Consider the following 7190-nt stretch of genomic DNA (forward strand, 5'->3'; position numbering starts at 1 on the left):
CACCACCTTCAGCTGTTCCTGCGAAAAGCCGAGCGAATCCACGTCGGCCATGACGAAGTTTTCGCCGAACAGATGCGCCGAGTCGTACTGCAGGCGCATATTGAGGTAACGCCCCTCGGCCAACGGCACCCACTGACACCGCACGCTGAGCACGCCCTTGGGCAATATCAGCGTGTCCGGCCCTAGCGCCGTCGAAGTCAACATCGCCGCCTGCGGTTCCTGCCAATTGGCGGTCGCTCCCGACTGGCCGACCGAGTGCGAATAAATGGCGGAGAGCGCCTCCTCCCCTTCCCTTTGCGTCCAAGTTTCCCAGAGCCGCAAGGCGCCGTCGATGCGGAACTCGATGCGCGTACGCCCCTCGCCCGCCTCGATATGGATATCGTTCGTCCCCATCTCGACGGCGCGCTGGATCATCTGCACGACCCGCCTGCGGACTTCGTTGGTGTCCTGACGCGAGACGGCGCTGCGACGATCGGCGAAGACATAGGCCTGACGAATGATATTGGGCGTGACGTAGCGCGGCTCGTCGATCTTATAGCCCATGCGTCGCGCCGCGTGCGCCACCGACGTCACCAACGGCGAATTGCGATGCGAGGCGCTGACCAGCCACAAACCAGTATCGAACAGGGCGCAGAGCGAGCGCGATTCCTCGCGAGTCTTTAACGCGCCACCCTCCGCCGTGAGCAACTCGCCGGCAAATTGCAGGCCGCCGCTGACGGCGAAGCTGCGCTCGTCCTCAACCTTGACGTCAACGGGCGTAATCTGGGCCGCTATAGCAGGCATGACGGCGCCTGCCTCAGGCGCCTCCTTCGGCGCGGAAGGCGGCGTCGCGCCTGTTTTAGCGCGGGCTGGCGTTTCGTTTTTACGCGCAGGCGCAGCGGGAGCCTTGCCGCGCAAGGCCTCCTTAAACTTGTCGTTAAACTCTGAAATTATGTCGCGCACGCCAACGATCGCTCCTGTCCGTCTGATTCATAGCATTCCGCGCGCAAAGAAGCAGCAAAAACTCTAACGGTGCAGGACGCTTCGCGAAAAAATCAACACGCACACCGCTACACAACGCCCTCACCCATTGAGTTGCGAATAGGCAAACAGCGCCGCCAACGCATTCCCTGATCAAGGTCCTGCGTTGTTTCGGCGCCACCTCAATTCAAACTAAATTTTATTATCGCCCGCCCAAGACCGTGCCGACATCCTTGACGCGGATGGTGCGTTTATTTTTGTCCCGCTCAATGGTCAAGCCATTGCTAGAAATGGACTCTACGACGCTGCCGTCCATCAGCTTGTCGCCCTCTCGCACGCGCAGCGTCTTCCCGTCCACTTCCTTAATGGAAGCCACGAAGCGGCCATCGGCACCCACAATCCTCAAAACCTCCGGATCGGACGAGAACGACGAAACCGGCGGTGGCGCAGTCATGACCGCCCCGCCACCACCCGAACCGGAACTGCCCGGCATCGCCGCAGAAACAGGAGATGACGGAACCATGCCGAGCGCGCTGGCGGGCAGCGCGGCGGCCATGCTCTTCTCTTCCCGTTCATGCCGAATGGTCGCCAAATCAGACAGGCGCTTTTCGATATCCAGCAACACGTCAAGCTTGGCTATGGCATCCCGCGCGGAGTTAATATCCTCAAGCGTGACGTTATCCGTGGCTTTGTCGAGTTTCTTCAAAACATTGTTCACGGATTTCGGAACTTTGATCGTCGCCGCCTCATCATCCTCCGGCTCGTGCAAGGCGGGGGGCGAGGTCACGCCGGTTCCGGCAAGCACGATGGCTTCAGACGGCGCGGCGGCGGATTTTGGCGTCGTAGCGGTCTGCGTAGGGGCCGCGGCAGGCATTACCGGCATGGCAGGCAGTACTGGCGCGGCGCTCTGCGCCTGCATTTGCGCCTGCGTCTGAAGCTGCGCCTGCGCTTGAGCCTGCACCTGCCCAGCCCGAGCTTGAATCTGCGCCTGCTCCTGCGCCATCGCGCCTAGGCTCGATGCGGCATCGCCAAGCACCTGCGCGACGGTAGGCGCAACAGGCATAATCGCCGCGCCAAACAAGGCGGCCAAACATATCCTAGCGGCGGTTTTCATAAATCACTCCCTCAACCGTCCAAGAACCGCCGCCGGCACCGGTAGCGGCAAACTTTATCGTATCAACAATAACCCCGGGCAAATCGGCAAACAAACTCGGAAACGTCCAAGGCAATACTGGTACAGAAACTGTAAAGGAACGCTTAACCCACGGCGGTGGCGGTGGATTCCACTCGCCCTGATAACCCGGTGGTGGTGGCGGCGGCGGATCATCCGGCAACCTGTTGATACTGCCAGGCCAATTTTGTTGCAGATAGCGCCGCATGACCTCCTCCGAGCCCACCAGCTCCTCGGCCCCTCGCGCCCCTATCGACGGGAAGCTGACCGTAAAATCGGCATTAGAACCGGATTCGCTGGCGACCCATTGCGGGGGGTAGGAAGCGGGCCCATTCGTCCTCGACCAATGGGAACTTAAAGCGCTAGCGTCACAGTTCATGGAGACAAGCTGCCATCCCGCAACGCCTGCCGGAATCTTGGACAGACTGGCCTGACAAGCCTTAAAAACCTCCATGGGGCGCGGATGATTTTCCCATTTCCGCTCCGGCGGCGGGTACTTCGGCGGTGCCTGCATAAATGTAGGCATCATCTTCTGCGCTTCAAGTTTGGCGCGCTCCAACGCCTGCAGACTCCGTTGCTGTTCCTCTTCGGCCAGTTCGTTCTGGCGCTGGATATACCAACCAAGCCCAAGCAGCAGCAACAAGGCCAACAGACCAATGCCGATAGCCATCAGGCCGCGCGACGACATGGCGACGGAACGGAGTTTAATGTCCGTCCGCTCGTTGATCAGCAGGCTGATCGGCATCGTATCCGCGCCGGGAACGCCCCAGGTCTCAGGGGCGTAAATTCTTTGCAGCCCACCCAGCGCCATTTCCTGCAACAGGCGGTCGCGCGCCTCGGTTTCGTCCATGAAGAACTGATCGCCGTCGGGAACGATCAGATCGTCGCGAACGACGACAACGGCCGTGCCTTCGCGCAAACGAAACGCGCCGGCCCATGAGCCAGGCTGCTGATTGGCAAGACAGCCGGCCAGCACCGGCATGCCGACCTTATGCTCATTGACGGATTGACTCAGCGCGAATTGCGGCACACGCCCAGACTTGCCACCAGAACGCACCGCGAAAAAGCTGGCCTGATGGCCAGGTTGACGCGCAGCCTCCTTGGCCGCCTGAGAAATGCGGCCGCTGGGGCTGTTTTCCCAGTACAGGCCCGACGCATACTGGCGTCGGCCGACAGTGACGACGCCTGAGGCCATTTAATCCTGCTCCGAAGTCGGGACGTCCAACACCTGCGGCGTCACCGACATAAACAACATCGTGTGCCCCGTCGAAGTGTTCGAGCCGCCGCCGAGGAAGAAGTTGAACGGGCTACCGACGCCTTGCGCGTTTTGACGCGCCAGTTCGTCGTCATAACCACCGATAATCAGCGTCGAACCGCTCTTCAGCATTGATTGTTGCACGAAAACACGGTTGGTGGTTTTAGGCAATTGCACCTGAGTCGGCGCCGAGCCAAAAGTCTCAATTTTTACAATATCGATAATGCTCAACGAATATTGCAGCATGATCCGCCCATCATCAAGCAAGCGCGGCGTCACCTGCAACGAAAAGCCTTCGGGAATCACGCCCGGCGTGATCGACGAATTCGCAATACCGGAGGAGGTGGTTGAAGTGTTGTTTTGAATCGACGCAACATAAGTCGTGTCCTGACCGATCCGACGCGAAACGGGACGGTTGTTCAGCGTCGTCATCGGGAACTGCGCGACACGGCTGGTGTCGCCAAGCGTGGAAAGGGCTTGGAACAGACCGGTAACCTGCCCCGTCGTATCGGGATTGAGGATGGCGATATTGAGAGCGCCGCCGCCGCTGACGCCGCCACTGTTCAACGCCACGCCCGCCGGCGCACCGGAAAGCGGCCCTGCGAAAGTCGCGCCGAACATTTTCAATCTTTTCAAGGCCTCGTTGAAGACAAAGCCGAAATCGGTGCCTTCGCTCAGTTCAACCTTGTATATCTCCACATTAATGGCGATCTGGCGCGACAGCCGTCGATTTTCCTGTTTGATGTAAGTGGCGACCGTCCGCATGACGTCAGGCGTCGTGGTCACCGTGATCGACCCATTCGAAGGCGAAACGACAACAGAACCGACGCCACCAAGCATGGAAGTAACAGTTTGCCCCAACTCGTCCCACACCTTAAATTCCGCAGTCATTTCAGAGCTTTGCTGCAAATTGCTCGTGCTGGCCGAATTGCTGCTCGAACTACCGCCTCCCGAAGACGCATTAGCTTGCGCCTCCTTCATGCCGTCCTTGACGGATTGTGTCCCCGGCATCGCCTCGATCATGAACACCCGCGTTTCAAAGCGGGACAAATTGATGGTCGAGCCGTCGTAGCGCCAGTTGACGCCGAAATTACCGGACACCTGATCGAGCAAGCCCGACAGCGGCCCTTCATAGGCCAACGTCATCCCGCCGCCGCCGGCTCCACCGCCATCGGCTCCGGCAGCGGGTGCGCTTGCACCGGCGTCTGAAGCCCCGGCCGCCACCCGTACGGGTATGCCGGTCTGCGCCGTTAAAGTCGTGGCGATGTCAGAAAGGCTCATGCCTTCACCGGAGATCAGCGTCACGCCATGAGAACCTTCAAAACGCGACGGCAACGGCATACCGCGCCGCAAACGCAACGATGAGGAACCAGCCCAGAGCTTATCGGTAACCGTCAAAGGATTATAGGAAACAGTGGCAGCCGGCTTTTGCGCCTCGCGCAGCCCTTGTGCCGCCTGATCGGCCCTTGCGTCGATCAGATTACGTGTTTTCTCGATATTGCAGCCGGAAAGAGCCACAACCGCCAGAAGAAGCGCCAAACGCCGCTGGATCATAACTCTCTCCGCCTTAATCGCTATAGTTGTTGCCACGCACCCGCACGACTAGCACCGATTGACCAGCATCAGCCGACTCATGCAGCGCCGCGACCGGCTGTGGCTGGGCATCTTGGAACCCCATCAAAAGACGGCGCACCACATCCTGATAGGATCCGGACAGATTTACCGAGGCCTGCAGCGGATAATCATACTCCGCCTGCCATGTCACCTGAACGTTGGCGCGCTTGCTCCATTCTTCAAGCACCGTTCGCAAAGACTCCCCACGATTTGCCGTCCAGACTTCCGCCGGAGCCACACTCGAATCCGGCGAGGAGGCCGGCGTGGACATCATCGCTACGCCGCCAGGAGGCGCCGCGACATCCATCGCATCCTGTTTTGCGGACGCGCCTCCCTCGGCGGCGGGGGCCACTAAAGACAAAGGCTGGTTATCGACAACAGGCGCGGCCAAAGGAATCGGCGCGCCCACGCTGGCCTTGTCACCGGAAAGCTCAGAAGACGGCATGACAGCCGCCGATTCCGCAGGCGCCGCGCGAACGATGGTAAAATTCTTGCCCTGCTCTACGGCCCCCAAATTGGCGGTACGAAGCATGTCTTGCAGAGTCTGACGCCACAGTCCGCCGCCCTGCCACGACACCAGATGTCCACCATCGACACCATCTGCCAAAGCGAAGGCGTAATCCGGCGGCAACACCTGCCGCAGCGCGACTTCCAGAGGAACATTGTTGGCAAAGCCGCGCAATGGCTTTTCGTCCGCGCTGCCCCCCGCGACCTCAGCCGATGCAGCTTCCTGCGTTGTCGTAAAGGGCGGCGACAGCGTTTGCGGCGCGGCATCGGCCACAGGCGTCGCCGGCGGCAAAGAAGGAGCCAGAACGTCGGGCGGAACCTGAACAGCAGACGGCGCTGGCTGCGCCACAGGCGCTACCCATTGAAATCCAGCTTCGGCTGTCGAAGGAAGCAGGGAAGCGCCGAGAGCAAAAGCGGCGGAGGCAAGGAAAAGAGACGCCAGTGAACAGGAACGATCTTTCATGTCTTCTGCCCTTTTTGAGGTACTGCAAAAGTGGTGCGTATAGTAGATGAGCCGTCAACCAGTCACAACCGCCAAGCCAAGCACAGCACTATCCCTTAATACATGTGTCATTTAGGCAACAAGTCGCCATTTATTACGACAAGAAAACAAACCCACTAAATTCTGCCACCAGATTGAACCATTGCGAGGAAACCGATGGGAGTCAAGAGCCCCCCATGACAACAAACCACTTACCCAAAATCAATCCAACGGCGTCTGGCGCGCCGGCTGTTGGCCGGTCTGTTTTGGCCAAGGAACCAGCTCCGCACGGCGCGCAGAGAGGCCTCGAACGTCAAACCGAACCGCTCCATCAGCCAGAAGAAGAACATGACGGCGATGACGACGTAAAGCGTCCACAGCCGCATATGAACCAGAAACAGCAGAAAGGCCAGAAACGCCCGCGCGTCGAGGATAAAGAACCGCGCCGGTTTCTGCGTATTGCGCCAGTGAATATCCATCGTCAGTACCCAGGCAGGTTGAAATCGTCGTCGGCATGCGCCTCGTCGCCCCCGATATCGTCGGCGGCATTGAGAACGCCAGAATCATGCGCGCCATCGTCGCCCTCGCTCCAATCCGTGCCGGACAGGCCCTTGGTCAGCAACAGGTAGGTGCGGCGGTCAATCAGTCCGTACTTGAAGGCGGCGTTGGCGGATTGCTCCATCGTCTTGCCATAGCGCACAAGAAAACGCTGCGTCTCGGAGGTCCAGCGTTCGACCGGCATGTCCAGAAGCTGCTCGCGCACATTATCGTCGAAAACCATATATTCGCGCAAGCCGATGCGTCCGCCGCCGACCTTCGGCACCAAGGCCTGCGTCACGATCAACCGCAGCGTTTCGATCAAAGCATAGGAGCGTTCGGTGCGTTCCGCAGGTTCGAACACGCTGACCATGCGGCGGATGGAGGCGGCGACGCCGACGGTATGCAGGGTGGAGTAAACCAGATGGCCGGTTTGCCCAGCCTCGATGGCGGCGGAGACGGTTTCGCGATCACGGGCTTCGCCGACCAGAATGATGTTGGGCTTGCGGCGCAGAGCGTTGCGGACGCCGGCGGCGAAAGTCGGCAAATGGCGGGGGATTTCCGATTGCGCCACCAGCGAACGCGGGCCGGTGATGGCGTCGTAAACATATTCGATCGGCGCTTCGTAGGTGAGCATTTTGCCGCACCCTTGCTCGCGCTCAATC

At 59.8% G+C, this 7190-nt stretch carries 7 protein-coding genes; all 7 read right to left on the reverse strand.

Annotated elements, in window-relative coordinates; genetic code table 11:
* Positions 1-783, reverse strand: a 783-nt coding sequence (locus tag Q1J43_RS01065; RefSeq protein WP_301100439.1) for a hypothetical protein, incomplete at its 3' end; no start/stop codon positions are given.
* 379 nt (positions 784-1162) lie between these two features.
* Complete coding sequence (locus tag Q1J43_RS01070; protein WP_301100440.1) at positions 1163-2074, reverse strand: hypothetical protein; 912 nt, start codon at positions 2072-2074, stop codon at positions 1163-1165.
* Positions 2058-3326: a type 4b pilus protein PilO2 gene (pilO2, locus tag Q1J43_RS01075; RefSeq protein ID WP_301100441.1), complete on the reverse strand. Its 1269-nt coding sequence runs from the start codon at positions 3324-3326 to the stop codon at positions 2058-2060. The genes Q1J43_RS01070 and pilO2 overlap by 17 nt, the downstream gene beginning before the upstream one ends.
* Entirely contained in the window at positions 3327-4940 is a 1614-nt protein-coding gene (locus Q1J43_RS01080; RefSeq protein WP_301100442.1) for a secretin N-terminal domain-containing protein, read from the reverse strand. It lies immediately after the preceding gene.
* Positions 4941-4953: 13 nt separating this feature from the next.
* A complete protein-coding gene (locus Q1J43_RS01085; RefSeq protein ID WP_301100443.1) occupies positions 4954-5970 on the reverse strand; it encodes a TcpQ domain-containing protein in 1017 nt (338 codons plus the stop codon).
* A 230-nt stretch (positions 5971-6200) separates the two neighbouring features.
* On the reverse strand, positions 6201-6467 hold the full coding sequence (icmT, locus tag Q1J43_RS01090) for an IcmT/TraK family protein (protein WP_301100444.1): 267 nt from the start codon (positions 6465-6467) through the stop codon (positions 6201-6203).
* Positions 6468-6469: 2 nt separating this feature from the next.
* On the reverse strand, positions 6470-7190 hold a 721-nt coding region (locus Q1J43_RS01095; RefSeq protein ID WP_301100445.1), incomplete at its 5' end, for an ATPase, T2SS/T4P/T4SS family.

It is taken from the genome of Propionivibrio sp., assembly GCF_029255185.1.
In the GTDB taxonomy this organism is placed as follows: Bacteria; Pseudomonadota; Gammaproteobacteria; order Burkholderiales; family Rhodocyclaceae; genus Propionivibrio.